The following is a 24,493-nucleotide window of genomic DNA, read 5'->3' as shown; positions in this document are numbered from 1 at the left end:
GTAAACAGTAAAACCTCTGGCTTAAATTGCTTTTAATTGATTAATTATAAATGGGTTTTTTTGAATTAATAAAAGCAGTTTTCTTGGTGCTCCAGTGGGTTGGCGTCGTTTCGTTTCCCAGCTTTTAACCAGGTCATAACTCACACCAACCGCTATGGCAAAATCCTGTTGGCGTAACCCTGTTGCTTCGCGGATGGCTTTAACATCAATTTCGCTAAAAGTATGTACATGTTCAGGTTTAGGTGTTTCTTCACCTTTCTCTATACGTACCATTTCTTCTGCACTGGCCAGCAAATCGGCAAATAATTCGTCTTTCATTTTGGCCTCACCACACCGGATCGCGGTGTCCTGATGATTAAAATTCTCATAATTAAATCAGCATATCGGATAAGTGCATTAAAACTCTTTTTTGCTCTTCGGTTAAATCATCCTGTTCATTCTTAGGATAGAGCAAAGCCAGATAGATTCGACCTTTACGCGTCACGTTGTAATAGATAACCCGAATACCGCTGCGCTTACCCATACCAGAGCGACTCCAGCGAATTTTTCTGAATCCCCCCGTACCAGCGATAGTATCCCCTGCCTCAGGGTTTTCAATAAGCGCCTCTTGAAAGGCACGAAACTCATCGTCAGGTAAAAGTAACGGACGGCGTTTACTAAATCCCTGTAGCTCAATAAATGTGAACATGGCGCTTCCTGCGCATGGGGCTAATAGTACAAATTATAGGTGTACAGAGTACATTTTAAAAGGGTAAATACAATAAAAAGCCCCTTATCCTTTCAGATAAGGGGCTATATAACGAATCAAAAATTACAGCTTCGGACCGGCGCTGACTAACGCGGCACCCGCTGGGGTATCGGTATACTTCTCGAAGTTTTCGATAAACAGTTTCGCCAGCGCATTGGCTTTTTCCTGCCACTGTTCTGGTGACGCGTAGGTATTACGCGGATCGAGAATACGTGTGTCTACGCCCGGCAGTTCGGTTGGGATCGCCAGGTCAAACATCGGCAGACGGAACGTTTCTGCGTCATCCAGAGAACCGTTCAGGATGGCATCAATAATGGCGCGGGTATCTTTAATCGAGATACGTTTGCCGGTACCGTTCCAGCCGGTGTTAACCAGATAGGCCTGTGCGCCAGCAGCCTGCATGCGTTTCACCAGCACTTCTGCGTACTGCGTCGGGTGCAGTGACAGGAAGGCCGCACCGAAACAGGCAGAGAATGTTGGGGTCGGTTCAGTCACGCCGCGCTCGGTTCCAGCCAGTTTGGCGGTGAAGCCAGACAGGAAGTGGTACTGGGTTTGATCTGCGGTCAGACGGGATACCGGTGGCAGAACGCCAAACGCATCGGCGGTCAGGAAGATAACCTTGGTGGCATGGCCCGCTTTTGACACTGGCTTAACGATATTATCGATGTGATAAATCGGGTAGGAAACGCGGGTATTCTCGGTTTTAGAACCGTCATCGAAGTCGATAGAGCCATCTTCACGTACGGTGACGTTTTCCAGCAGCGCATCGCGGCGAATCGCATTGTAGATTTCTGGTTCTGCATCTTTAGACAGCTTGATGGTCTTCGCGTAGCAGCCGCCCTCGAAGTTGAACACACCGTCGTCGTCCCAGCCGTGCTCATCATCGCCAATCAGGCGACGTTTCGGGTCGGTAGACAGCGTGGTTTTACCGGTACCGGACAGGCCAAAGAACACCGCCACATCACCTTTTTCACCGACGTTTGCCGAGCAGTGCATGGAGGCAATGCCTTTCAGCGGCAGCAGGTAATTCATCACGGAGAACATGCCTTTTTTCATCTCTCCGCCGTACCAGGTCCCGCCAATTAACTGAATACGTTCAGTCAGGTTGAAAGCCACGAAGTTCTCAGAGTTGAGCCCCTGTTCTTTCCACTGCGGGTTGGTGCATTTCGCACCGTTCATCACGATAAAATCAGGTTTAAAATCAAGCAGTTCTTCATCGCTTGGGCGGATAAACATGTTTTTAACGAAATGTGCCTGCCAGGCGACTTCGGTAATAAAGCGCACTGAAAGGCGGGTATCGGCGTTCGCGCCGCAGAATGCATCAACGATAAACAGGCGTTTGCCTGAGAGTTGCTGGGTGACTAATCCTTTCAGGTGCTGCCAGGTTTCCTGGGAAAGCGGTTTGTTGTCGTTCTTACCTTTACCCTTGTCGGACCACCAGAGCGTATCTCGCGTGGTGTCGTCACGGACAATGTACTTATCCTTTGGTGAACGCCCGGTAAAGATACCGGTATCAACAGCAACGGCGCCCAGATTAGTTAACACTCCGCGCTCGTAGCCTTCCAGATTTGGATCAAGCTCTTCCTGGTACAGCAGGTCGTAGCTGGGATTGTAAACGATATCCTGAACGTCATTGATACCATAAGCCTCGAGATCTTGCGGGGTTAAACTGTTGTTCACACGCATTTCACTGCTCCTTAGCCAATATGTATTACCTGGAATAGTAAGGTTTTTTAGGGATTGTTAACCGCGACAAGGCTCATAGATTTACGCATCCGGCAAAATCACAGATAACTGAATACGCTGCGACTCCTGTCGCAAATAGGCGGATATTATGGCAGGAAACCCTTTTTTGTTGTGGAAAATGTTCCTAAAACGTTAATGGAGAGTATATTTGGCGGGAATCTTGTGAGTGTAATCGCATTCATGTAGGAAAATAACGTAACTCAAACATATGAAATATCGATTCACGTCGCGTTGTGAGGGGCTGAAAGACACCGGTAAGTGCCAATAATTGTGATGTTGATGCGATAATGATCTTTTCCCTTCATTCTGGATTACGACATGGACAGTGTTGAGCTTTCACGTACGACCCGCTGGGGCATGATGTTTATTGGTCTGCTGCAAGGCGTAGTGTGTTACCTGCTGATGACTTACCTCATCCCCCATAACAGTAGCTGGCTGTTCTATGGAATGCCTGTAACGATAGCGCTGACGTCGGCGATTCTGCTTTCTGTGGTCTCGTTTAAACAGCGCGCGCTGTGGTGCTGGATGGCGGTGATCTTCTGCGTCGTACTGGCGATGAGCATCTGGTTGAAGGGGCACGTTGCAGGAGGGAACCGGTGGAATGAGAATGAGATTTTCTTTGTCTACGGTTGGCGCCTCTTTCTCATGGCTATGCTGGCGTTACCCTGGATCCAGTACCAACTCCATACGCGTACCGACCAGGCGCGCTATCCGCAGTTTTACAGCCAGATATGGCTGAATGTTCTGACATTGCTGATCGTCTTTGTCGCCAACGGCCTGTTCTGGATGGTCCTCTTGCTGTGGAGCGAGATGTTTAAGCTGGTCGGTATTCCCTTTTTTAACACGCTATTCTTTGAGACCGACTGGTTTGGTTATGTAACGTTTGGCCTTATTACCGCGCTGGCGGTGATTCTGGCACGTACGCAGTCACGCCTGGTGACGGCGGTACAAAAGCTTCTGACGTTGATCGCCACGGGTCTGTTGCCTCTGGTCGCGTTGTTAGCGCTGATGTTTATGCTGACATTACCCTTTACCGGTCTGGAGGCGATTTCGCAACGGGTGTCTGCGGCGGGGCTGATGTCGACGCTGACGTTGCTGCTCCTGCTATTGATGGTCGTTGTGCGCGAGCCGCAAAAACGCGACTTACCCTATCCAGGGGCATTACGTTATCTGATTAACACCTCACTTCTCGTCGCCCCGGTTTATATGTTGATAGCCAGCTGGGCGCTCTGGGTCCGCGTCAATCAGTATGGCTGGACGCCTGAGCGTCTGCATGGTGCGCTGATCATCGCAGTGCTGCTGGTTTGGTCATTCGGCTACATGGCGAGCATTATGCGCCGTGGACACAATCCACTGGAAATTCAGAGCAAAGTCATCCTCAGTGTTTCGTTACTGTCTCTGGGACTGTTGATTCTGCTGACATCGCCGGTCATTGATGTCTGGCGTATTAGCGTCAACAGCCATATGGCCCGTTATCATAGTGGCCAAATTTCACCGGATCAGGTCAGCCTGTACATGTTGCGTAATAGCGGAAAACCGGGGCGTGCTGCGTTGGAGGCGTTACAAAAGGATGACGCTTTCACTAAGGACAGTAAGCGCAGACGTGATTTAAACGCCATTCTACGCGGGAACCTCGATCCCATGCGGGAACTGACCACAACGCAACTGGCACTGATGGTGATGATTGCGCCGGGTAGCAAAAAACCCGATGACGCATTCTGGCGGTTTGTAAAACAGCAAAGCTACCGTATTAGCTCCTGTGTTGAGCAGGATGCATGCGTGTTAGTGAATCAGGATCTTAACGCAGATGGTCAGCCGGAGCAGGTGCTTTATGCTTTTGGCGAGGGAGAAAGTCTGATCTTTGGCATGAAGGAAAAGCAATGGTCTTTGCTCGGCGCAGCCCAGTTACCTGAAGGATTCACGAAAGCGACGCTTTTGCAGGCGGTGGAAAATCACAGGCTGACTACAGCCCCCAGAATCTGGCGGGATATCACTCTCGATGGGAAACGGTTAGAGATTAACTACTACGCTGAGTAAACGCTGGAACAAGTAGCCCGGCAGAATGGACTGTCTGCCGGGCTATGAACTTAATGCACTTGTGGGTCAGCAGGGGATGCGTTGTTGCGGATCTCAGCAATATCCATCGCGTTAAACAGATAGTGGCTCGCGCAGTAATCGCAATTCATATCGATCTCGCCTTCTTCAGCCAGAATGCTGTCCACTTCTTCGTCCGGCAGGGTTCTTAGCGCATCTGCACAACGCTCACGTGAACAGGTGCATTTGAACACCACGTCCTGCGGATCGTACAGAGTCACCTCTTCTTCGTGATACAAACGCCACAGCACATCATTCGCTGGCAGCGTCAGCAGCTCTTCGGCTTTAATGGTTTCCGTCAGCGTGGCGAGGTGGGTAAAATCATCGGCCTGCGCGTCTTGTGCTGGCATCACCTGCAACAGCATACCGCCTGCTGCTGGCTTGCCATCGACGTCGCCAGTGCGGATAAACAGACGCGTTGGCAGCTGTTCTGAACGCAGGAAGTAATCTTCCAGACAGGCGGCCAGCGTGTCTCCTTCCAGACCCACCACGCCCTGATAGCGTTCACCTTCTTCCGGTGTAATGGTGATCACCAGATAGCCGTTACCGACCAGCGTTTTCAGATCTGCATCTTCAGGGATATCGCCCTGAATGCGCGCGACACCGCGCATCTGCTGCTTGTTGTTACCGTTAATCACCGCCAGGCTCAGCGGGCCATCGCCCTGGAGCTGTACGGTGATATCACCGGCAAACTTTAGCGTAGCGGTCAGCAGGCTGGTGGCGACCAGCAGCTCGGCCAGCACGGTTTTAACCGGCTGTGGGTAAGTATGGTTTTCGAGGATCTGTTGCAGGGTTTGTGAAACGGTTACCAGCTCGCCGCGCACGGCAAAGTTTTCAAACAGATAACGATGTAATTGGTCATGTTGCGGCATAATCATCTCTCTTGCGGGTGACAGTCATTCACTGTCGCCGTGTTTAAATCGTAACAGGTCGCGGCGCTCTTTTTTGTCCGGTCGCCTGTCCGGGTGCGGCATGGTCAACGCGTTAAGTTTACGCGCCAGCGCTATTTTTTCGCGCTTTTCCACGCTTTGCGCGGTTTCTTCGTACAGCGTAACGGCTTCCGTTGCCGGGCGACGCTGTTCGGTAATGGCCTTAATAATCACCGTCCGCTCGTCATTTCCCTGGCGCAAGGTGAGGGTGGCATTCAGCTCGACAATCTTGCTCGGCTTACTGCGCTGCCCGTTGTAATGCACCTTACCGCCTTCAACCATTTCGCGAGCTATCGCACGCGTTTTATAAAAACGCGCAGCCCACAGCCATTTATCCAGCCTGACGTCAACAGGGGGCTTCTCTTTCATGGCATCTCCTTCACATCAGTGAGGGGATCAGTCGGCGGTAGTCATTCAGTGACGGATGGCGTGCATACTGTTTTTCCGCAATACCTGAATCGGGATTGGTCACGCCGAGGCAGTAACGAATGCCGAATTGAGCAGCGGCGTCGAGAATGGCTTCGCTGTCGTCAATAAACAGCGTTTTCTCAGCACGCATTCCCGTTTCTTCAGCTACAGCGTGCCATAACCGCTGATCCTCTTTGGGATAACCAAATGTATGGGTGGAAAGTAATAAATCAAGGTGTGAGGCCAGACCGGTATGCTCCAGCTTCACCGCCAGGTTATGTGGATGCGCGTTGGTCAGCAAAATACGGCGCTTGCCGCAGGCCTTTAAGGCATCAAGAAAGGGGACAGTATCTTCGCGCAGCACGGCGCGTGGCCCTTGGGCTGTCGTCATGGCACAAATATCCAGACCCAGGCGTTCGCTCCAGTAATCCAGGCAGTACCAGTTTAGCGTATGTTGCACGGCGTGATATTGCTGGCGAATATAGTTCTGGGCTTCCTCGGGAGAGATCCCCTGCTGCGCGCCATACGTTTCCGGCACCAGTTTTTGCCAGAAATAGTTATCGAACGCCAGATCGAGCAGTGTGCCGTCCATATCCAGCAGCACGGTGTCGACGTCCTGCCAGGCGATATCAATATGCATAGGAACTCCCAAAGGAAAACAGATGCGCGACAGGGTAGCATATCCTGTCGCGCGGGCGTGTTATCGAATGAGGCTTTCCGGATCGTCAATCAGCGTGGGATTTAGGCAACTTTCGTAGTATCCCTGAATTTCTGCGATGCGTGAGCGGTGGCGCTGGTAGCGTCTGAACGCCTGAATGCCGTTATAGAGCGCACAACCCAGCATGGAAAACATCAGCAAGGTGGTGCCGAGGTAACGCCACAGGCCTGAACGATCCGGGATACGGTGCAGCCCGATGTGCTGGGTTCCATTGGCATCGGTCGTGACATTGGTGACGATCCCTTCCGCGCGGAATGGTGTCTGCATGAGCATCTGCGCCAGACGCTGGAAGGCGTTCCACTGCTCCTGAGGCGGATAGTCATACAACGATGTGGCAGGCCAGGGCTGATCGACCAGATCGCTGCCTTCGTCACTGATAATCAGGAAGCCGCCAGGCGCAGGGCTGTTCAGTGCCTGAGCGGCGCGGGCGGTCTCACGTGCAATAAACGGCGCAGTGGAGGTATTGACCAGGTTATCCAGCGACTCGGCGCTGACCGGGCGCAGCAACACGTTTACACCATCCAGCTTACCTGCGTTGGCCCGCTTCACCAGCGCGGTCCAGTCTTTACTGTTACCCAGATTGACCAGCGCATTTTTCAGGCGCACACATTCATCTTCGGCGGCGCACAGGTCGGCAGTCTTCAGGACAATCTCACCAAAGTCATCCAGTAATACCATGCCGGATTTCTGAATGGCCGATCGTAACGATGCGCTGACACGGGAATCATCATCGGGTTTGGGGTGTAGTTGGCGGCTGACGGCCTGCGTGAGTGCCGTCGCTTTATTCACCAAATCGGACTCGGGCAGCGGCAGCGCGCGTGCATCATTCCAGATAATCTGTGAGCAATCGAAAGGTAGAAAAGGCGTGGTGGGCTGTGCGTTCCAGCTTCCGGATGTGTGAATATTGCACATTCCCGTACCGCTCAGATGCAGGGTATCGCCGACGCGAACCCCGGCGTTTTCGAGCTGCTTAACGCTGGTGGCCTCGATAGTTTGCGCGCCTTTCATCCAGGACAGCGTGAATTTTATCGGCATATCCAGCGGGATCCAGAACAGCAGCATCAGCAGGACCAGCAACGATCCCCCTGCGATAACAGCGCTACGTAGCCAGTGCTGCAAGGGGAAGTTTTTCACTTCGTCATGCAAGGATAAAAAACGCCCCTGGCGGACAACATGGCGATCGAGATAAATATCGATATCCGTTTGTTGCCCGAGATCTTGCGCAATGTAGGGCTGCCAGTGAGGCGGATAAATCAGATCGATAATACCCAGTGAGATATTATTAATATGTTCCTGGTCGTTTTCGCCAAACAGCCCCCAACGACGCGGGGTTCCGCGCAGGCAATGGATCTCCCGCAGGGCAGTTTTAGACGGCGGGGCGAACAGTCCCCACAGGCCCGCAGCCAGCAGCAATACGGCACCACCGGCCAGCCACGGTACAAAGCCATCCGGCACGATTAGGCAAAAGAAGAACAACAGGAAAGATGCGGCAATCAGCAACGCCTCGCGAAGTCCTGCCGGGCGGCTCAGCGCATACTCTTCATGTGTTTCCTGGCGAATATTTAGCAGCTCAATTTGCTCGCTTTCTTCACCACGAATAGAGGCCTGCGTCGATGCAGTATGCTGTAGCGCATAGCCACGCGCTTCCTGCATGTACTCTTGCAGCGTATGACCGTTTAACGAGATCACCAGCGGTAGCGTATTTGTGTGGATCAGCTCAACGCTATTTTCGTCATTGATGTATTGTTCCCAGAAGGGAGGCAAATGCACTTCGACGGAATCCAGATAATAACGCCACTTATTGGGATCGTCCGTGGTGATACCGTAGCGCGTAATCGAATGGGTCAGCACGATGACGCTATTACTTTGGGCATTCAGTGTGAGCGATACAGGGGCGGCGCTGGCGCCTGTTGGGCCAGGTATCTGCTGATTTTGACTCAGGTTTTCCAGGTAGTTTTCGACTGCGCTGCGCTCTTCGGGCGTCAGTTTACGCTTATTGGCGTCTGAGAAAACGTTACTCCAGGGCAGTTTTTGCCGCCTGGATTTTGATCTGAGTCGCCACCCTGCAAGTAACGAGCAGGCCAGCAAAGCAGCTAAAAAAATCAGAATGGTGCTCATGCTTTCCCCATCTTACTTAGTCTGTCAGGCGTGGTCAGTCGCACCCTGGAAAATAATCGTGATTCTGTCGTTGGCTATCGGCAAGCGTGGAGTTGAACTTGAGCATCTTTAAAGTACAGCCCAGTAAATGCGAATCATAGCAAAATCACCAAAAACGGCATATCAGCAAATTCCTGGAGTTATTTCAACCTATTGACTTTTAATTTGAAATGGGAATTAACTTTTAGTACGTTACATAAATGTAAATAAACGGCAATTCACATTGCCGAAACCGTGCGGTATATCGCACAATGACCCCAGATTTCACGGCAAAGACTCTCACGATGAGCAAATCATTACAAAAACCCACGATTCTGAAAGTGGAAACCGTCGCACAATCCCGGCTGTTTAAAGTCGAAAGTGTTGACCTTGAGTTCAGCAACGGCGTACGCCGCGTCTACGAACGTATGCGTCCGTCCACGCGCGAAGCGGTAATGATTGTGCCGATTGTTGATGACCATCTGATTCTCATCCGCGAGTACGCGGTCGGGACCGAATCTTATGAGCTTGGTTTTTCCAAAGGGTTAATCGATCCCGGTGAAAGCGTGTTTGAAGCGGCGAATCGGGAGCTGAAAGAAGAGGTCGGGTTTGGGGCAAATGACCTGACGTTTTTGAAAAAACTCAGCATGGCACCGTCCTATTTCTCCAGCAAGATGAACATCGTCGTGGCCGAGGACCTGTATCCTGAATCGCTGGAAGGTGATGAACCCGAGCCGTTGCCGCAGGTGCGCTGGCCGCTGGCACATTTGATGGATTTGTTAGAAGACCCGGACTTTCACGAAGCGCGTAATGTAAGCGCGCTGTTTCTGGTGCGTGAATGGCTGAAAGGGCAGGGACGACTGTAGCGTATAGCGCCGGAAGGTGACGCCAGAGGCGTCTTATCCGGCCTACCATGTTGCGTTAAGTAGGCCGGATAAGCGAAGCGCCATCCGGCAATAGATCAGAACAGTTCGTGAGCCTCACCATTATCAATAATGGTGGTCCCCACTTCATGTACCGCCTGCTGTGTGGGCTGAGTCCCTTCAATAAAATACTCTTCGCGACTGTTGCCGCCGCTCGCCAGTTGACCGGTGCTGCGATCGATATTGACCGTTACGATACCTGGCGGTGGCGTCAGCGGCTGCTCTGGTACGCCCTCTAACACACTCTTCATATAGGCATCCCACGCTGGCTGGGCACTCTTCGCCCCCCCTTCATAGCCGGAGATCTGATCTTTGATCGCACCCGAGGCCGTAGAGTGTCCAAGGTTACGGCGATGGTCATCAAAACCAATCCATACCGAGGTCACGACCCCTGGGCCGTAGCCGGAGAACCAGGCATCTTTCGAGCTGTTGGTGGTCCCGGTTTTACCGCCGATATCTCGACGCTGTAAATCACGACCTGCACGCCAGCCGGTACCCATCCAGCCTGGCCCACCAAAGATATTGGTGTTCAGCGCGCTTTTAATCAGGAACGCCAGCGGCGTGTTGATCACATGCGGGGCGTATTCCTGGGTCCCGCTTTGCGCGACCAGCGCCTGATTCGCCTGCTCAAGTTGCGGCATTGGCACCGCGGCATTCTGCTGTTCCTGAGAAATGGCAACGTCTTCAACGTTACTGTTTTCCAGCACGTTAGATTTCTGGGTGTCGCCATAAATCACCGGAATATCACACTCCGGACAGGCAATTTTGGGCTTCGCTTCGAAGATAATACCGCCCTGATCGGTTTCAATCTTGCTGATGAAGTACGGATCAACCAGGAAACCACCGTTGGCCATCACCGCGTAGCCGCGGGCAACCTGCAGCGGGGTGAACGAGGCGGAACCCAGCGCCAGCGACTCGGTATGAACAATATTTTGCGCCGGGAAGCCAAAACGTTGCAGATACTCTGCTGCGTAATCTACGCCCATCGCGCGCATGGCGCGGACCATCACCACGTTCTTCGACTGACCCAGCCCCTGACGTAAGCGGATAGGGCCGGCATATTGCGGCGGTGAGTTTTTCGGCTGCCAGTCAGAACCTGCGCCCGCATCCCAGCGGGAAATTGGGACGTCATTCAGCATACTGGCCAGCGTCAGGCCTTTATCCATTGCCGCGGTGTAGAGGAACGGTTTGATATTCGAACCGACCTGACGTAACGCCTGGGTAGCACGGTTAAACTTGCTCTGGTTGAAATCAAAGCCACCAACCAGCGCCATTACCGCGCCGTTTTGCGGATTGATGGAGACCAACGCGGAATTGACGTCAGGAACCTGCGCCAGCCACCAGGCGTCACCGACCTGGCGGACCCAGATTTGCTGACCCGTCTGGACAACATCGGTCACTTTTCGCGGCGTCGGGCCCTGTTGGGTATCGGAGCGGTAAGGACGCGCCCAGCGCATGCTTTCCATACGCAGCGCCACCGATGTGCCGTCCGCCAGCGTGGCGGTCGCTTCCTGTGGATTTGCGTTGGTGACCACCGCCGGCAGCAGCGGTCCGTAGGTCGGCAGCGCTTTTAGTGAGTCGGTGATTTTCTTGGTGTCCCAGGCGCTTTCGCCCACTTTCCATAGCACGTTTGACGGGCCACGGTAGCCGTGGCGCATGTCGTAATCCATGACGTTATTACGGACCGCCTGCTGGGCCGCCTGTTGGACTTTACGCGTAATGGTGGTGGTGATGCGATACCCGTCTTCATAGGCTTTTTCACCATAACGGCTATACATTTCCTGGCGCACCATTTCAGACAGATACGGCGCAGAGAAGGCAATTTCCGGCGCGTGATAGTTGGCGTCAATAGCTTCGCTGCGTGCCTGATCGTACTGGGCCTGCGTGATGTAGTTTTCGCTCAACATACGCGACAGCACTACGTTACGTCGCGCGGTAGCCCGGTCCATTGAATAGAGCGGGTTGAAGGTTGACGGTGCTTTTGGCAGACCGGCGATGACTGCCATCTCGCTTAAGCTGAGCTGGTCGACCGTCTTACCGAAATAGACTTGTGCTGCGGCACCAACGCCATAGGCGCGATACCCCAGGTAGATCTTATTCAGATAAAGCTCGAGGATCTCATCTTTGCTCAGCAGTTGCTCGATGCGGATCGCGAGGAAGACCTCTTTGATCTTACGCATCAGCGTGCGTTCCGGGCTGAGGAAGAAGTTTCTCGCCAACTGTTGGGTGATGGTACTCGCCCCTTGCGACGCGTGCCCGGAGAACAGCGCAACGCTGGCCGCACGGAAGATCCCCACCGGGTCAACGCCGTGGTGCTCATAAAAGCGGCTGTCTTCGGTGGCGATAAAGGCTTTGACCATTTCCGGCGGCATCTGATCCAGCGTGACCGGAATACGACGTTTCTCGCCATATTGCGCGATCAGTTCGCCGTCAGCGCTGTAAACCTGCATCGGGATCTGCAAACGCACATCTTTTAACGTCGCGACGTCAGGTAATTGCGGCTCAATATAGCGATAGAGGCCATAAATCGAGCCTGCTCCCAGCAGGATGCAACATACTGCAAGGATTAATAAATACTTTACGAACTTCACTGGAGATTTCCCATTTAGTGGCATTTGGGCAGTTTATAAACAAACGCGCGGTAGTATAAAGGCAAGCCAGACGCATTGATATACCCGTTAAAGCAACGGGTGATAAGGAGATCATCAGCAATGGCTTTCAATATCTGGCAAATTGGTCTGCATATTCAGCAACATGACGTGCTGGCTGTGGCCGTCGTTCGCGACGCCTCCGGTTGGTTTCTACAGCGCTGGTGGCGGTTGCCGCTGGCGAACCAGACGATTGTCGACGGGCACATTCGCGCACCTGAACAGCTCAGCAAGGTGTTATTGCCGTGGAGTCGTGAACTCCCTCGCAGACACCACATTCATCTGTCCTTTCCCGCCCACAGGACGTTACAAAAAAAGATCCCCCGCCCAGTCATGACGCTGCGTGAGCCAGAACAAACGGCATGGTTGTCTGGGTCGATGGCGCGTGAGCTGGATATGGACCCAGATGCGCTGCAATTCGATTATAGCGAAGACACCTTAAGTCCGGCCTTTAACGTGACCGCCGCGCAAAGCAAAGAGGTGTCGACCCTCCTGACGCTGATGCAAACGCTGAAAGTACAGATAACCGCCATTACGCCGGATGCCAGCGCGTTACAGCGCTTTATACCGTACTTATCGGCGCATCAGCAGTGTCTGGCCTGGCGCGATGACGCGCAGTGGTTGTGGGCGACTCGTTATGCATGGGGGCGTAAACCGGTGGGCGACAGTCACGCTATCGACGATCTTGCTGCAACATTATCGCTTTCCCCGGAAGAGATTGCGTTGTGCGGGCCAGGCCGTTTTGACCCCTTAAGCGTGGTGTCTGTTCGTCAGCCGCCCATTCCGCCTGAAAGTCATATATTTACTATTGCGCTTGGGCTGGCAATGGGGGGAACAGACTGATGATAGCGACCATCAACCTTCTCCCCTGGCGTCAGTCACAGCGGCGCGCCTGCCTGCGGTTTTGGGCTGTTTTATTTAGCGGATCGCTGCTGTTGATCGTTGGCTGTGCACTGAGCTATTACGCTGTCGTCATCGAAGACAACCGGGCAAAAACGGTGAAGATAGCTGCGGAGAAAATGCGGGGCGAGACGCTTGTGGCCCAAAAACCGCATTTACTCCTGCGCCAGCAACAATGGCAACAGCGACAGCTGCGTAAAACGCAGCGAGATCAGACGCGAAGCTGGCAACCGATGCTCGAAGGACTGGCAAATTTACTGCCCGAACAGGTGTGGCTGACAACCCTGACCTGGCAACATGAAGTGCTGGAACTGAGCGGAATGGCGCAGAACTTTAGCGCCCTCAATGCGCTGGAAACGCAATTACGCAAACAGTCCTTTTTTCGCTTAGGCGACCCCGGCGAAACTCAGAAGGATGCGTTGGGACGTTGGCAATTTCACTATCGTCTGACGCGGAGCGTAATGCATGAACGTACTCTGTGATCGTTGGCTGGCCTTGTCGCCGCGTTGTCGAATCGTCTGCTGGGGTGGCTGGAGTGTCACCATGGCGCTGATGGTCATGTTGTGCCTGCTTTATCCGCTACGGCAAGAATGGAACGTACAACGGGAGGAACTGCGGCAGCAACATGCGGCGAACCAGGCGCAATGGCGGAATCTGTACCAACTGGTTACACCGGCTGACCCCACACTTTGGGCTAATGACGAGAATACGATGCCTTTTTCCGCTCTGGATTTTCAGACTCCGCTTTCACGCCTGACTCACTGGCAGCCTTCTGCACAGGGCGGGGAGATGACGCTGAAGCCCGCCTGGGATGCTGTTCCAGCATTGTTTGTCCGGCTGGCGGAACGGGGGATGCAGGTCAACGGTTTTTCTCTTCACCTGGAGAATGCCGAGCTGATGCTAACACTGCAGCTGGAGCGCCTGAATGACGGTTAAGCGTGGACTGTTGGTGGGGATTAGCCTGCTGATACTGACCGGGATGCGTGATCCTTTCCAGCCGCCGGAGGATCGTTGCCATACTACTGAGCTGTCGACGTGGCGTTATCAAGGCGCGGTAAGTCGGGGAGGGCGCCTGATTGGCCTGGTTCAGGATAGTAAAAATACATGGCGGCGGATCGAATTGCATGAGGCGCTGAAGGGGGGATGGACGGTTTCTCATATCTCGGCACAAAGCATAACTATTGAGATGGGTAAAGACTGTGAGCCGTCACGCTGGCAGTGGCAACGACAAGGAGAAGGGCATGAAGCGATGGATAGCCGTGGTGCTGATGATCGTCATCCCCAGCGTGCTGGCGGGAAAAGCGCCAAACGTGACGCTGGTGGTGGATGATGTTCCCGTGGTTCAGGTATTGCAGGCGATGGCTGAGCAGGAAGGAAAAAATCTGGTGATTTCGCCCGATGTCAGCGGCGTGATGTCGTTGCATCTGACGGATGTCCCGTGGAAGCAGGCATTCCAGACGGTGGTGAAAAGCGCCGGACTGGTGTTGCGCCAGGAGGGGAGCATCCTGCATGTGCATTCGGTAGGCTGGCAGAATGAAAATGTGGCACGCCTGGAGATCGAGCAGGCGCGGCGGCAGGCCAGTCTCCCGCTGGAACATCGCAGCATTGTTTTGCAGTACGCTGACGCCACCGATCTGGCAAAAGCGGGTGAGAAACTGCTGAGCGCCAAAGGCAGTATGACGGTAGATAAACGCACGAACCGACTGCTGCTTCGTGATAACAAACCTGCGCTGATGGCGCTGGAAACGTGGGTGGCACAGATGGACTTGCCGGTTGAACAGGTCGAACTGGCGGCACACATTGTGACGATTAACGAAAAAAGCCTACACGAGTTGGGCGTGAAATGGTCGCTGGCCGACGGCACGCAAGCGGGGACGGTGGGCAACGCCACTACAATGACCAGCGATCTCTCTGTGTCCGCAGCGACGTCGCGTGTGGGGTTTAACATTGGTCGTATCAATGGTCGTCTACTGGAACTGGAGCTGTCTGCACTGGAGCAAAAACAGCAGCTTGATATCATCGCCAGCCCACGATTACTGGCTTCTCACCTGCAACCTGCCAGTATTAAGCAGGGCAGCGAGATCCCTTATCAGGTCTCCAGCGGGGAAAGCGGAGCCACGTCCGTTGAGTTCAAAGAAGCCGTACTGGGAATGGAGGTGACGCCAACCGTGCTGCAAAAAGGGCGAATTAGACTAAAGTTGCATATCAGCCAGAATGTCCCCGGGCAGGTGTTACAGCAGGCGGATGGCGAAGTACTGGCTATCGATAAGCAGGAAATTGAAACGCAGGTCGAGGTAAAAAGCGGAGAGACAATCGCGCTGGGTGGGATTTTTTCGCATAAAAATAAATCTGCGGCGGACAGCGTGCCGTTGTTAGGCGATATCCCCTGGCTTGGATATTTATTTCGCCATGACGGTAAAGAGGATGAGCGGCGCGAGTTAGTGGTTTTTATCACGCCCAGACTGGTCTCGAGCGAATAATTTATGCATGAAAAGCCGTTGTTTTTGCACTGGACATGTTTCAGAAATTTGACGTGCGGGTGTATTTAGCATACAAGGAGTACCGATTTGAGCGTCGGTCGTTTTCTTTACTTGTGCACCGGTAATACGCTTTGCCTTTCTGGTGGTGTGTCATGGGTTGATTTGGCGTCATTTGGCCGTGCGATTCGTTGCCAGGCCTGATGTTTGCAGGGCAATACGCCTGCCACGACCAGAAATGCGAAAGGTTTGGTGATTTATTCAGTTGCCAAACCCGCTTGAGTATTGAGATAATTTTCAGTCTGACTCTCGCAATATCTTATGAGGTTTCAGTTCATGTCCTGCTGCGCTGAGTGTCTGCGAAGCGGGTTTACCATTAACGAATAGTCTTAGTAGTACCGAAAAAATGGCAGAGAAACGCAATATCTTTCTGGTTGGGCCTATGGGTGCCGGAAAAAGCACTATTGGGCGCCAGTTAGCTCAACAACTCAATATGGAATTTTACGATTCTGATCAAGAGATTGAGAAACGAACCGGAGCTGATGTGGGCTGGGTCTTCGATGTAGAAGGTGAAGACGGCTTCCGCGATCGCGAAGAAAAAGTCATCAACGAGTTGACGGAAAAACAGGGTATTGTGCTGGCAACTGGCGGTGGCTCTGTTAAATCACGTGAAACACGTAACCGTCTTTCCGCGCGTGGCGTCGTGGTCTATCTTGAAACGACAATTGAAAAACAACTTGCGCGAACTCAACGCGACAAGAAACGCCCACTGCTGCAGGTAGAATCACCGCCTCGCGAAGTTCTGGAAGCGTTGGCTGACGAACGCAATCCTCTGTATGAAGAGATTGCTGACGTGACCATTCGCACCGATGATCAGAGCGCTAAAGTCGTGGCAAACCAGATTATTCATATGTTGGAAAGCAACTGATTCTGGCTTAATACACTCGTCTGCGGGTACAAGTAACTAAGGTGGATGTCGCGTCATGGAGAGGATTACAGTCACTCTCGGGGAACGTAGTTACCCTATCACCATCGCGGCTGGTTTGTTTAATGAGCCGGCTTCATTCTTACCGCTGAAATCGGGCGATCAGGTTATGTTGGTGACCAACGAAACCCTGGCTCCCCTTTATCTCGATAAGATTCGCGGCGTACTTGAACAGGCGGGTGTTAATGTTGATAGCGTCATCCTTCCCGACGGCGAGCAGTATAAAAGCCTGACGGTGCTGGATACGGTATTCACAGCATTACTGCAAAAACCGCACGGTCGCGATACCACGTTGGTTGCTCTTGGCGGCGGCGTGATTGGCGATCTTACCGGTTTTGCAGCCGCCAGCTATCAGCGCGGCGTACGTTTTATTCAAGTTCCGACAACGCTGTTGTCGCAGGTTGATTCCTCCGTTGGCGGCAAAACCGCCGTAAACCATCCCCTCGGCAAGAACATGATTGGTGCTTTTTACCAACCCGCTTCCGTGGTGGTGGACCTCGACTGTCTGAAAACGCTTCCTGCGCGTGAACTGGCGTCGGGTCTGGCGGAAGTGATCAAATACGGCATCATCCTTGACGGTGAATTTTTCAGCTGGCTGGAAGACAATCTGGACGCATTACTGCATCTGGACGGTCCGGCAATGGCGTACTGTATCCGCCGTTGTTGTGAGCTGAAGGCAGAAGTTGTCGCAGCAGACGAGCGCGAAATGGGCTTACGTGCTTTACTGAATCTGGGACATACGTTTGGCCATGCAATCGAAGCTGAAATGGGTTATGGCAATTGGTTACATGGTGAAGCGGTGGCCGCAGGTATGGTAATGGCTGCTCGTACGTCAGAACGTCTGGGTCAGTTTTGCTCCGCGGACACGCAGCGCATCATTACGCTGCTGAAGCGGGCAGGCTTACCGGTTGATGGACCACGTGAGATGTCCACTCAGGCCTATTTACCGCACATGCTGCGAGATAAAAAAGTGTTGGCGGGGGAGATGCGTTTAGTGCTTCCGTTGGCAATAGGGAAGAGTGAAGTGCGCGGCGGAGTGTCGCACGAGGTGGTTCTTAACGCTATTGCTGATTGCCAGCAGGCGTAACAACAAGAAAGGTCCGGCTTGCGTTGTAAGGCGTAAGTCTTTTAGCTTCAGGTTATGTGCAACGTCGTAAGCATTAACCTTTGAGTGGGGTGTTAAATGGATGAATTCAAACCAGAAGACGAGCTGAAACCCGATCCCAGCGATCGTCGTACTGGTCGTTCTCGTCAATCGTCTGAACGCGATAATGAGCCGCAAATCAATTTTGATGATGTTGATCTGGATACTGACGATCGTCGTCCAGCGCGCGCGCGTAAAGAACGTGACGAAGAGCAAGACATTGAAGAAGACTATGAATCTGATGACGATACCGTGGATGAAGAGCGTGTAGAACGCCGTCCGCGTAAGCGTAAGAAGGCCGCCAGCAAACCTGCCTCTCGTCAATATATGATGATGGGTGTGGGGGTACTGGTGCTGCTGCTGTTGATAGTCGGCATCGGTTCAGCGTTGAAAGCCCCCTCATCTCCCTCTTCCAGCGATCAGACGGCGTCTGGCGAGAAGAGTATCGATCTTTCTGGCAATAGCGCGACCGATCAGGCGAGCACCACTCAGCCTGCAACGACTGCTGAGCAACCGGCTGGCAATGCGCAGCAGGATGTTTCTCTGCCGCCAATTTCTTCTACGCCAACTCAGGGGCAAGCACCTGTTGCCGCTGAAGGTCAACAGCGTGTTGAAGTTCAGGGCGATCTGAATAATGCCCTGACGCAACCGCAAGGTCAGGAACAGGTGAACAACGTGGTTGTGAACTCCACGCTGCCAACCGAACCTGCTACCGTTGCACCTGTTCGCAATGGCACTACGGCGCGTCCTGCAACAACGGAGCCTGCTGAGCGTCACGCGACTGCGCGTCCGGAACGCAAACAGGCCGTTATTGAGCCGAAGAGCAAACCGCAGACGACCGTGAAAGCAACGCCGACAGAGCCAAAACCTGTTGCCCAGGCGAAGCGCACTGAACCGACTGCGCCAGTGACTGCACCGGTTACTACGACCAAAGCACCTGCGGCAACGACTGCGCCAAAAGCGACAGCTGAGCCTAAAGCAACCGTCAGTACCACCACACCTGCGCAGACTGCTACTCCTGCGCCAACTGCGGCAACGCCTGTAGCGGGCGGAGCAAAAACGGCAGGTAATGTTGGGGCGTTAAAATCAGCGCCGTCCAGTCATTACACTCTGCAGCTCAGCAGTTCTTCTAACTACGACAACCTGAACGGTTGGGCGAAGAAAGAGAACCTGAAGAACTACGTGGTGTATCAGACGACGCGTAACGGTCAACCGTGGTATGTTCTGGTGACGGGTGTATATGCATCTAAAGACGATGCAAAACGTGCGGTGTCTACGTTGCCAGCCGACATTCAGGCGAAAAACCCGTGGGCGAAACCGCTGCATCAGGTTCAGGCCGATCTGAAGTAAGATAGGATATGTTCTGCAATGGTTTGATGTTTCGCCCAATTGCGGGACAAAGACTAAAGCGCAGGATGCTGTCGGAGCTTTCTCCACAGCCGGAGAAGGTGTAATTAGTTAGTCAGCATGAAAAAAAATCGCGCTTTTCTGAAGTGGGCAGGGGGAAAATACCCCCTGCTTGATGATATCAAACGGCATTTGCCTCAGGGCGAATGTCTTGTCGAACCCTTCGTGGGTGCAGGGTCGGTGTTCCTCAACACCGACTTTTCTCGTTATATTCTTGCCGATATCAACAGCGACCTCATCAGTCTCTATAACATCGTGAAGTCGCGTACCGATGAGTATGTGCAGGCTTCGCGCGAGCTGTTTGTCCCTGAGACCAATCAGTCTGAGGTGTACTATCAGTTTCGGACAGAATTTAACGCCAGCCAGGATCCGTTCCGACGTGCGGTACTGTTCTTATACCTCAACCGTTTTGGTTACAACGGCCTGTGTCGGTACAACCTGCGTGGCGAATTTAACGTGCCGTTTGGCCGTTATAAAAAACCCTACTTCCCGGAAGCAGAGTTGTATCATTTTGCCGAAAAAGCGCAGAATGCAGAGTTTCATTGCCTCTCCTATGAAGAGTGCATGGAGCGTGCTGATATCAACTCTGTGGTTTATTGCGACCCGCCTTATGCGCCGCTGTCGGCGACGGCGAATTTCACCGCGTATCACACCAATAGCTTTAGCCCGAAAGAGCAGGCGCATCTGGCCGAAATGGCAGAAAAGCTGGTCAGTAAGCAGATCCCGGTGTTAATTTCGAACCATGACACGCCCGATACGCGCGAGTGGTACCGAGCGGCGAAGCATTTTCAGGTAAAAGTGCGGCGCAGTATAAGCAGCAACGGCGGCACACGTAAAAAGGTGAATGAACTGCTGGCTCTGTACAAACCAGGAGTCGTAACGCCTGCGAAAAAATAATTCTCAAGGAGAAGCGGATGAAACAGTATTTGATTGCCCCCTCAATTCTGTCGGCTGATTTTGCCCGCCTGGGTGAGGACACCGCGAGCGTTCTGGCCGCCGGTGCCGATGTCGTGCACTTCGACGTCATGGACAACCATTATGTACCTAACCTGACTATCGGGCCGATGGTACTGAAATCGCTACGCAATTATGGGATTACCGCCCCTATTGATGTGCATCTGATGGTGAAGCCGGTTGACCGTATTATCCCGGACTTCGCTGCCGCTGGCGCCAGCATCATTACTTTTCACCCGGAAGCCTCCGAACACGTCGATCGCACCTTACAGCTGATCAAAGAGAATGGCTGTAAAGCGGGCCTGGTGTTCAACCCGGCCACGCCGCTGAGCTACCTGGACTACGTTATGGATAAGCTGGATGTGATCCTGCTGATGTCCGTTAACCCCGGTTTTGGCGGCCAATCTTTCATTCCGCAAACGCTGGAAAAACTGCGTGAAGTCCGCCGTCGTATTGATGAGTCTGGCTATGACATTCGTCTGGAAGTTGATGGCGGCGTTAAGGTGAACAATATCGGCGAAATCGCCGCAGCGGGTGCGGATATGTTTGTCGCAGGTTCCGCGATTTTCGACCAACCTGACTACAAAAAAGTCATTGATGAAATGCGCCATGAACTGGCGAAGGTAAGTCATGGATAAATTTCAGGATATTCGGGGCGTAGCTTTTGACCTCGACGGTACGCTGGTTGATAGCGCGCCGGGATTAGCCGCCGCAGTGGATATGGCGCTGTACGCGCTGGAATTACCCACTGCAGGCGAAGAACGTGTGATTACCTGGATTGGTAATGGCGCAGATGTATTGATGGAGCGTGCACTCACCTGGGCTCGCCTTGAGCGCGCTACGCTGCGTAAAACGACGGGCAAACCGCCCATCGATGACGACATTCCTGCCGTTGAGCAGGTGCGTATTTTACGTAAGCTGTTTGACCGCTATTACGGTGATGTTGCCGAAGAAGGGACGTTCTTATTTCCCCACGTTGCCGATACGCTGGGCGCGCTGTATGCGAAAGGCCTGCCGTTAGGTCTGGTAACCAACAAGCCGACACCGTTTGTGGCACCGCTGCTTAACGCACTGGACATCGCCAAGTATTTTAGTGTGGTCATCGGCGGTGACGACGTGAAAAATAAAAAACCGCATCCCGATCCGCTGCTGCTAGTGGCCTCACGTATGGGGATTGCGCCTGAAAAATTGCTCTTTGTGGGTGATTCGCGCAATGATATTCAGGCGGCAAAAGCCGCTGGCTGTCCTTCGGTTGGTCTTACGTATGGGTATAACTACGGTGAAGGGATCGACCTCAGCCAGCCGGATGTAATATATGACAGCATTAATGACCTTCTGCCCGCACTCGGGCTTCCGCATAGCGAAAATCAGGAATTGAAAAATGACTAAGCCCATCGTTTTTAGTGGCGCACAGCCCTCAGGTGAATTGACCATTGGCAACTATATGGGTGCGCTGCGTCAATGGGTAAACATGCAGGATGATTACCACTGCATCTACTGTATCGTGGACCAGCATGCTATCACCGTCCGCCAGGACGCGCAGAAGCTGCGTAATGCTACGCTGAATACGCTGGCGCTGTATCTGGCGTGTGGTATCGATCCTGAGAAAAGCACCATTTTCGTTCAGTCCCACGTGCCGGAACATGCACAGTTAGGCTGGGCGCTGAACTGCTACACCTATTTTGGTGAACTGAGCCGCATGACCCAGTTCAAAGATAAATCTTCCCGTTACGCTGAAAACATCAATGCCGGTCTGTTCGACTACCCGGTACTGATGGCAGCCGATATTCTGCTGTACCAGACCAATCTGGTACCGGTAGGGGAAGATCAGAAACAGCACCTGGAACTGAGCCGTGACGTCGCCCAGCGTTTTAACGCACTGTATGGTGACATCTTCAAAGTGCCTGAGCCGTTTATTCCGAAATCCGGTGCGCGCGTGATGTCCCTGCTGGAGCCGACGAAGAAAATGTCTAAGTCGGATGACAACCGCAACAACGTGATCGGCCTGTTGGAAGATCCGAAATCTGTGGTGAAGAAAATCAAACGCGCCATGACGGATTCCGATGAGCCGCCAGTTGTTCGTTACGATGTGCAGAATAAAGCGGGTGTTGCCAACTTGCTGGATATTCTCTCTGCCGTAACGGGTAAGAGCATCCCAGAACTGGAGCAGCACTTTGAAGGCAAGATGTATGGCCACCTGAAGGGTGAAGTTGCCGATGCCGTTTCCGGTATGTTGACTGAGCTTCAGGAACGTTACCACCGTTTCCGTAACGATGAAGCCTTCTTGCAGCAAGTGATGAAAGATGGTGCAGAAAAAGCCAGTGCGCGCGCAGCAGAAACACTGAAAGCGGTGTATGAAGCAATTGGATTTGTTGCGAAGCCGTAATGTAACGTACGGCTAAAATAAAAGCCGGATTATCTCCCATACTGTTTAATATTATAACGGCATGGGAGATAACCCGGCTTTATATATTTATACGGAATATAAATAATTACAGCGCAGTGTCACCGCAGCCGCCAATGATTTTAGAAATAGAAATGGCTGGGTGCAGAAAATAATCGTAATCACAGGTCTTGTTTTTGTTCTGAACGCTACCGGTGCAGGCAGTCAATGTGGAGAGAGCCAGCAATACTGCAGCAGCTTTAAGCATGTTTTTCATTTAATAATCCCTATCAATCAATAAAATATCAGTATGCCAATTCCATATGCTTCGAAAAACACGTAGTGAATTAAGCTTGCTATATATAACGCGACCAGGAAGTTATTACTTGTTCTTTTAACTTAATAGTAGGTTTAAGAATTTTTAAATAATAATAATTGATGATGAGTAAAGATGAAGGATAATGACTGGAAGAGTAATCAAAAGACGGCGCTATGCAGAAAACATAGCGCCTGAATATTAATGGTTTGAGAACCAGTTCAGCTTATCGCGCAGGCCAACCACGCGACCAACAATGATCAGCGCCGGGCTTTCCACCTGTTGCGCCAGTTCACCGAGTTGCGTCAGTACACCATTGACAACGCGCTGTTTCACGGAGGTCCCGTTTTCGACCAGCGCAACCGGCATGTCTACTGGCATCCCAAACGCGATCAATTTTTCCTGGATAGTGGCCGCCTGATTCAGCCCCATATAGAACACCAGCGTCTGTTTTTCTGCTGCCAGGTTTTCCCAGTCCAGCTCGCCGCCGGTCTTCAGGTGTCCGGTGACCAGGCGTACGCTCTGGGCGTAATCACGATGCGTCAGCGGAATGCCGGAATAGGCAGAACAGCCGGACGCCGCGGTAATACCGGGAACAACAGAGAACGGGATACCTTCGTGGCACAGGGTTTCCAGCTCTTCGCCACCGCGACCAAAGATGAACGGGTCGCCGCCTTTCAGGCGCACTACGCGTTTGCCCTGTTTCGCCTGGTTTAGCAGGATCTGGTTGATCTCTTCCTGCGGTACGCAGTGATAACCCGCACGCTTGCCGACGAAAATACGATCGGCATCGCGACGAACAAGGTTCATGATGTCATCGGAAACCAGGCGGTCATACACCACGACATCGGCCTGCTGGATCTGTTGTAGCCCTTTCAGCGTCAGCAGTCCGGCATCGCCTGGACCGGCACCAACCAGCACTACTTCGCCACGATGGTCCAGCGGTTCGCTGAGCATCTGCTCGGTCGTTTCTTCTATTGCCTGCCGATCGTCGTTTGCCAGAGACTGCGCCAGCCTGTCGTTAACAAACAGCTTTTCCCAGAAGCGGCGACGTTCACCCATACTGGCGAACTGCTTTTTCACCCGGGAACGCAGCTGTCCTGCATACTGCGCGACCTGGCCCAGATGCTGTGGCAACACGGATTCGAGCCTTTCACGCAGCAGTCGTGCCAGAACAGGAGAGGTGCCGCCAGAGGAGACCGCCACCATCAGTGGTGAACGGTCAATAATGGAGGGCATGATGAAACTGGCCGCTTTTGGGGCGTCGACCACGTTACAGAAGATGCGACGTGATTCAGCGGCGTTGCTGACGCGAAGGTTGACGGCATCGTCATCGGTGGCGGCGATCGCCAGCCAGCAGGAGTCGAGCAGGGCTTCGTCAAACGGCCCCTCAACCAGCGTCAGCATGCCTTCATTTGCCCATACGGTGAACTGTGGAATAAACGCTAGCGCATTAACCGTTAAACGGGCGCCTGCTTCCAGCAGTAACCGCGCTTTGCGTTCTGCGACATCACCACCGCCGACGATCAAGCAGTCGCGGTCACGTAGTTGACAAAATATAGGCAAATGATCCACGA

General features: G+C 52.8%; 24 protein-coding genes. 14 read left to right on the top strand and 10 right to left on the bottom strand.

The window, feature by feature from the left end:
- Positions 1-21 precede the first annotated feature (21 nt).
- The 3 genes from nadS to pckA all read right to left on the bottom strand — a co-directional run bounded on the left by nadS (position 22) and on the right by pckA (position 2,434).
- The gene (gene nadS / locus FCH32_RS17080) at positions 22-318 is read right to left on the bottom strand and encodes a NadS family protein (RefSeq protein WP_003837894.1); all 297 of its coding nucleotides are present in this window, start codon (positions 316-318) and stop codon (positions 22-24) included.
- A gap of 52 nt (positions 319-370) precedes the next feature.
- Complete coding sequence (locus tag FCH32_RS17075) at positions 371-688, bottom strand: type II toxin-antitoxin system RelE/ParE family toxin (RefSeq protein ID WP_117342464.1); 318 nt, start codon at positions 686-688, stop codon at positions 371-373.
- A 123-nt stretch (positions 689-811) separates the two neighbouring features.
- Complete coding sequence (pckA, locus tag FCH32_RS17070) at positions 812-2,434, bottom strand: phosphoenolpyruvate carboxykinase (ATP) (protein WP_115257300.1); 1,623 nt, start codon at positions 2,432-2,434, stop codon at positions 812-814.
- A 378-nt stretch (positions 2,435-2,812) separates the two neighbouring features.
- Between pckA and FCH32_RS17065 the strand changes: the two genes are divergently transcribed.
- The gene (locus tag FCH32_RS17065; protein WP_174361246.1) at positions 2,813-4,531 is read left to right on the top strand and encodes a DUF4153 domain-containing protein; all 1,719 of its coding nucleotides are present in this window, start codon (positions 2,813-2,815) and stop codon (positions 4,529-4,531) included.
- 50 nt (positions 4,532-4,581) lie between these two features.
- On the opposite strand, the gene hslO is transcribed toward FCH32_RS17065, so the two are convergent.
- From hslO to igaA, 4 genes are read right to left on the bottom strand one after another with little or no spacing between them, the layout of a single operon-like run.
- Entirely contained in the window at positions 4,582-5,460 is an 879-nt protein-coding gene (gene hslO / locus FCH32_RS17060) for an Hsp33 family molecular chaperone HslO (protein ID WP_096759272.1), read from the bottom strand.
- A gap of 24 nt (positions 5,461-5,484) precedes the next feature.
- On the bottom strand, positions 5,485-5,886 hold the full coding sequence (gene hslR / locus FCH32_RS17055) for a ribosome-associated heat shock protein Hsp15 (protein WP_115257302.1): 402 nt from the start codon (positions 5,884-5,886) through the stop codon (positions 5,485-5,487).
- A 10-nt stretch (positions 5,887-5,896) separates the two neighbouring features.
- Complete coding sequence (yrfG, locus tag FCH32_RS17050) at positions 5,897-6,565, bottom strand: GMP/IMP nucleotidase (RefSeq protein ID WP_096759274.1); 669 nt, start codon at positions 6,563-6,565, stop codon at positions 5,897-5,899.
- Positions 6,566-6,625: 60 nt separating this feature from the next.
- Positions 6,626-8,761 (bottom strand): intracellular growth attenuator protein IgaA, encoded by a 2,136-nt coding sequence (gene igaA, locus FCH32_RS17045; RefSeq protein WP_117342462.1) that lies wholly within the window; start codon positions 8,759-8,761, stop codon positions 6,626-6,628.
- A gap of 323 nt (positions 8,762-9,084) precedes the next feature.
- Here igaA and nudE point away from each other — a divergent pair, with 323 nt between their 5' ends.
- Positions 9,085-9,645, top strand: coding sequence for an ADP compounds hydrolase NudE (gene nudE, locus FCH32_RS17040; protein WP_161959015.1), 561 nt, complete (start codon positions 9,085-9,087; stop codon positions 9,643-9,645).
- A 95-nt stretch (positions 9,646-9,740) separates the two neighbouring features.
- On the opposite strand, the gene mrcA is transcribed toward nudE, so the two are convergent.
- Positions 9,741-12,293: a peptidoglycan glycosyltransferase/peptidoglycan DD-transpeptidase MrcA gene (mrcA, locus tag FCH32_RS17035; RefSeq protein WP_174361245.1), complete on the bottom strand. Its 2,553-nt coding sequence runs from the start codon at positions 12,291-12,293 to the stop codon at positions 9,741-9,743.
- 120 nt (positions 12,294-12,413) lie between these two features.
- Between mrcA and FCH32_RS17030 the strand changes: the two genes are divergently transcribed.
- From FCH32_RS17030 to trpS, 12 genes are all read left to right on the top strand, one after another.
- The gene (locus FCH32_RS17030; RefSeq protein WP_135911290.1) at positions 12,414-13,193 is read left to right on the top strand and encodes a type IV pilus biogenesis protein PilM; all 780 of its coding nucleotides are present in this window, start codon (positions 12,414-12,416) and stop codon (positions 13,191-13,193) included.
- Positions 13,193-13,732: a PilN domain-containing protein gene (locus FCH32_RS17025; protein ID WP_117342461.1), complete on the top strand. Its 540-nt coding sequence runs from the start codon at positions 13,193-13,195 to the stop codon at positions 13,730-13,732. Before FCH32_RS17030 ends, FCH32_RS17025 begins: the two co-directional genes overlap by 1 nt.
- Positions 13,716-14,186 carry a HofO family protein gene (locus tag FCH32_RS17020; protein ID WP_115257307.1) on the top strand — a complete coding sequence of 157 codons (471 nt, stop codon included), beginning with the start codon at positions 13,716-13,718 and terminating at the stop codon, positions 14,184-14,186. The genes FCH32_RS17025 and FCH32_RS17020 overlap by 17 nt, the downstream gene beginning before the upstream one ends.
- Entirely contained in the window at positions 14,176-14,580 is a 405-nt protein-coding gene (locus tag FCH32_RS17015) for a HofP DNA utilization family protein (protein ID WP_174361244.1), read from the top strand. The genes FCH32_RS17020 and FCH32_RS17015 overlap by 11 nt, the downstream gene beginning before the upstream one ends.
- A complete protein-coding gene (gene hofQ, locus FCH32_RS17010; protein ID WP_174361243.1) occupies positions 14,492-15,730 on the top strand; it encodes a DNA uptake porin HofQ in 1,239 nt (412 codons plus the stop codon). Before FCH32_RS17015 ends, hofQ begins: the two co-directional genes overlap by 89 nt.
- Positions 15,731-16,133: 403 nt before the next feature.
- Complete coding sequence (aroK, locus tag FCH32_RS17005) at positions 16,134-16,655, top strand: shikimate kinase AroK (RefSeq protein WP_003023552.1); 522 nt, start codon at positions 16,134-16,136, stop codon at positions 16,653-16,655.
- Between the two features lie 55 nt (positions 16,656-16,710).
- Positions 16,711-17,799 (top strand): 3-dehydroquinate synthase, encoded by a 1,089-nt coding sequence (gene aroB / locus FCH32_RS17000; protein ID WP_115257310.1) that lies wholly within the window; start codon positions 16,711-16,713, stop codon positions 17,797-17,799.
- Positions 17,800-17,895: 96 nt separating this feature from the next.
- On the top strand, positions 17,896-19,206 hold the full coding sequence (gene damX / locus FCH32_RS16995; RefSeq protein ID WP_174361242.1) for a cell division protein DamX: 1,311 nt from the start codon (positions 17,896-17,898) through the stop codon (positions 19,204-19,206).
- Between the two features lie 117 nt (positions 19,207-19,323).
- Positions 19,324-20,160 carry an adenine-specific DNA-methyltransferase gene (gene dam / locus FCH32_RS16990; protein ID WP_115257312.1) on the top strand — a complete coding sequence of 279 codons (837 nt, stop codon included), beginning with the start codon at positions 19,324-19,326 and terminating at the stop codon, positions 20,158-20,160.
- Positions 20,161-20,177: 17 nt separating this feature from the next.
- Positions 20,178-20,855, top strand: a complete 678-nt coding sequence (gene rpe, locus FCH32_RS16985; RefSeq protein WP_174361241.1) for a ribulose-phosphate 3-epimerase — start codon at positions 20,178-20,180, stop codon at positions 20,853-20,855.
- A complete protein-coding gene (gene gph / locus FCH32_RS16980; protein WP_174361240.1) occupies positions 20,848-21,606 on the top strand; it encodes a phosphoglycolate phosphatase in 759 nt (252 codons plus the stop codon). Before rpe ends, gph begins: the two co-directional genes overlap by 8 nt.
- The gene (gene trpS, locus FCH32_RS16975) at positions 21,599-22,603 is read left to right on the top strand and encodes a tryptophan--tRNA ligase (protein ID WP_096759288.1); all 1,005 of its coding nucleotides are present in this window, start codon (positions 21,599-21,601) and stop codon (positions 22,601-22,603) included. Before gph ends, trpS begins: the two co-directional genes overlap by 8 nt.
- 106 nt (positions 22,604-22,709) lie before the next feature.
- Here trpS and FCH32_RS16970 read toward each other — a convergent pair whose 3' ends face one another.
- Complete coding sequence (locus FCH32_RS16970) at positions 22,710-22,877, bottom strand: DUF4223 family protein (protein WP_096759289.1); 168 nt, start codon at positions 22,875-22,877, stop codon at positions 22,710-22,712.
- 240 nt (positions 22,878-23,117) lie between these two features.
- Complete coding sequence (cysG, locus tag FCH32_RS16965) at positions 23,118-24,491, bottom strand: siroheme synthase CysG (RefSeq protein ID WP_137362546.1); 1,374 nt, start codon at positions 24,489-24,491, stop codon at positions 23,118-23,120.
- Between the last annotated feature and the right edge of the window lie 2 nt (positions 24,492-24,493).

Origin of the sequence: Citrobacter gillenii, from assembly GCF_013337685.1 — a bacterium.
GTDB classification, from domain to species: domain Bacteria; phylum Pseudomonadota; class Gammaproteobacteria; order Enterobacterales; family Enterobacteriaceae; genus Citrobacter; species Citrobacter gillenii.
The sequence above is the reverse complement of the archived record's forward strand: the minus strand, read 5'-3'. Positions and strand labels throughout refer to the sequence as shown.

What these genes read in the sequence shown, in the direction of transcription:
- aroK (WP_003023552.1), top strand. Translation starts at nt 16,134, where the DNA reads ATGGCAGAGAAACGCAATATCTTTCTGGTTGGGCCTATGGGTGCCGGA.
- igaA (WP_117342462.1), bottom strand. Translation starts at nt 8,761, where the DNA reads ATGAGCACCATTCTGATTTTTTTAGCTGCTTTGCTGGCCTGCTCGTTA.
- gph (WP_174361240.1), top strand. Translation starts at nt 20,848, where the DNA reads ATGGATAAATTTCAGGATATTCGGGGCGTAGCTTTTGACCTCGACGGT.
- hslR (WP_115257302.1), bottom strand. Translation starts at nt 5,886, where the DNA reads ATGAAAGAGAAGCCCCCTGTTGACGTCAGGCTGGATAAATGGCTGTGG.
- FCH32_RS17075 (WP_117342464.1), bottom strand. Translation starts at nt 688, where the DNA reads ATGTTCACATTTATTGAGCTACAGGGATTTAGTAAACGCCGTCCGTTA.
- dam (WP_115257312.1), top strand. Translation starts at nt 19,324, where the DNA reads ATGAAAAAAAATCGCGCTTTTCTGAAGTGGGCAGGGGGAAAATACCCC.
- trpS (WP_096759288.1), top strand. Translation starts at nt 21,599, where the DNA reads ATGACTAAGCCCATCGTTTTTAGTGGCGCACAGCCCTCAGGTGAATTG.
- aroB (WP_115257310.1), top strand. Translation starts at nt 16,711, where the DNA reads ATGGAGAGGATTACAGTCACTCTCGGGGAACGTAGTTACCCTATCACC.
- FCH32_RS16970 (WP_096759289.1), bottom strand. Translation starts at nt 22,877, where the DNA reads ATGAAAAACATGCTTAAAGCTGCTGCAGTATTGCTGGCTCTCTCCACA.
- yrfG (WP_096759274.1), bottom strand. Translation starts at nt 6,565, where the DNA reads ATGCATATTGATATCGCCTGGCAGGACGTCGACACCGTGCTGCTGGAT.
- nadS (WP_003837894.1), bottom strand. Translation starts at nt 318, where the DNA reads ATGAAAGACGAATTATTTGCCGATTTGCTGGCCAGTGCAGAAGAAATG.
- hofQ (WP_174361243.1), top strand. Translation starts at nt 14,492, where the DNA reads ATGAAGCGATGGATAGCCGTGGTGCTGATGATCGTCATCCCCAGCGTG.
- pckA (WP_115257300.1), bottom strand. Translation starts at nt 2,434, where the DNA reads ATGCGTGTGAACAACAGTTTAACCCCGCAAGATCTCGAGGCTTATGGT.
- rpe (WP_174361241.1), top strand. Translation starts at nt 20,178, where the DNA reads ATGAAACAGTATTTGATTGCCCCCTCAATTCTGTCGGCTGATTTTGCC.
- nudE (WP_161959015.1), top strand. Translation starts at nt 9,085, where the DNA reads ATGAGCAAATCATTACAAAAACCCACGATTCTGAAAGTGGAAACCGTC.
- FCH32_RS17065 (WP_174361246.1), top strand. Translation starts at nt 2,813, where the DNA reads ATGGACAGTGTTGAGCTTTCACGTACGACCCGCTGGGGCATGATGTTT.
- FCH32_RS17030 (WP_135911290.1), top strand. Translation starts at nt 12,414, where the DNA reads ATGGCTTTCAATATCTGGCAAATTGGTCTGCATATTCAGCAACATGAC.
- FCH32_RS17025 (WP_117342461.1), top strand. Translation starts at nt 13,193, where the DNA reads ATGATAGCGACCATCAACCTTCTCCCCTGGCGTCAGTCACAGCGGCGC.
- FCH32_RS17020 (WP_115257307.1), top strand. Translation starts at nt 13,716, where the DNA reads ATGAACGTACTCTGTGATCGTTGGCTGGCCTTGTCGCCGCGTTGTCGA.
- damX (WP_174361242.1), top strand. Translation starts at nt 17,896, where the DNA reads ATGGATGAATTCAAACCAGAAGACGAGCTGAAACCCGATCCCAGCGAT.
- FCH32_RS17015 (WP_174361244.1), top strand. Translation starts at nt 14,176, where the DNA reads ATGACGGTTAAGCGTGGACTGTTGGTGGGGATTAGCCTGCTGATACTG.
- hslO (WP_096759272.1), bottom strand. Translation starts at nt 5,460, where the DNA reads ATGCCGCAACATGACCAATTACATCGTTATCTGTTTGAAAACTTTGCC.